Consider the following 1,450-nt stretch of genomic DNA (forward strand, 5'->3'; position numbering starts at 1 on the left):
GGTGCGGCGCCGGGCCCTGTCCGACCGATCCCGGTTCAGACGATGTCGAGGGTGTCCGCCGCCTCGACCTCTTCGCGCGTGACGCCCAGCAGGTACAGGACCGTGTCGAGGAAGGGGAAGTTCACCGCGGCGTGCGCGGCCTCGCGCACCACCGGCTTGGCGTTGAAGGCGACACCGAGACCGGCCGCGTTCAGCATGTCCAGATCGTTGGCACCGTCACCGATCGCCACGGTCTGCGACAGCGGCACACCCGCCTCCGCGGCGAACCGGCGCAGCAGCCGGGCCTTGCCCGCACGATCGACGATCTCGCCGGTGACCTTGCCCGTCAGCCTGCCATCGACGATCTCCAGGGTGTTGGCCTGAGCGAAGTCCAGCCCGAGCCGCTCCTTCAGATCGTCCGTGACCTGGGTGAAGCCGCCCGAGACGACACCGACTTGGTAGCCGAGCCGCTTCAGCGTACGGATCAGTGTGCGGGCGCCCGGCGTCAGCCGCACCTCGCTGCGCACTTTGTCCACGACCGAGGTGTCCAGCCCCTCCAGCAGCGCCACGCGGGCGTGCAGGGACTGCTCGAAATCCAGCTCCCCGCGCATCGCGGCCGCCGTCACCTCGGCGACCTCGTCCTCACAGCCGGCGTGCGCGGCGAACAGTTCGATGACCTCGTCCTGGATCAGCGTCGAGTCGACATCCATGACGACCAGGCGCTGCGCGCGCCGGTACAGGCCTGCGGCGACGACCGCCACGTCGATGCCGAGCCGTGCCGCGTCCGTCACCAGTGCGGTGCGCAGCGGTTCGGTCTCCACGCCGGAGACGGCGAACTCGACGGCGGTCACGGGGTACTTGGCGAGCCGGAAGATACGGTCGATGTTGCCGCCGGTCTTCGTGATCCGGGCGGCGATCGCGGCCGTCGCCTCGGCGGTGAGCGGGTGCCCGAGCACGGTGACCAGGGAGCGGCCCAGCCCGCGCGGGCGGTTGTCGCCGAGGCCGGAGATGATCTCCGCCTGCATCTTCATCGACTCGGCCCAGCTGTGGACCGTCGCCCGCAGATCGCCCTCCAGGTTGGGGGGCGGCTCGGTCACGAGCGCGCACAGCACCATCCGGCCACGGGTGACGACCTGCTCGATGTCGACGACATCGACGGAGTAGGCGGCGAGGGTGTCGAAGAGGCCGGCGGTGATGCCCGGCCTGTCCTTGCCGAAGATCTTCACAAGGAGGGTGGGGACGTCGGCAGGGACGTCGGAAGACGAGGTCTGCGAAGCGCTCATGGTGGTTCCACCGTATCCGGCGGGCGGGGCACACCGCCCCCGAGGTCCGTCTGGCGGACAGCGAACACTGCATGTCCCGCCGGTGGCGTGAACATTGCGTGCCGGTACACCGCCACGTACCGGTACGCGGTCCCGCGCCCTCGCTGATCATTTCCCACCGCGCGGTTTCCGTGGCGGTGGGGGAGGAG

The 1,450-nt window shown here is 70.0% G+C and carries 1 protein-coding gene; it reads right to left on the bottom strand.

What is annotated here, in order from left to right; all coding sequences use genetic code 11:
* Positions 1 to 35: 35 nt before the first annotated feature.
* Positions 36 to 1,262 carry a phosphoserine phosphatase SerB gene (serB, locus tag ABZ281_RS49215; protein WP_356665351.1) on the bottom strand — a complete coding sequence of 409 codons (1,227 nt, stop codon included), beginning with the start codon at positions 1,260 to 1,262 and terminating at the stop codon, positions 36 to 38.
* Positions 1,263 to 1,450: the final 188 nt, after the last annotated feature.

It is taken from the genome of Streptomyces sp. NPDC006265 (assembly GCF_040613555.1).
Taxonomy (GTDB): domain Bacteria; phylum Actinomycetota; class Actinomycetes; order Streptomycetales; family Streptomycetaceae; genus Streptomyces.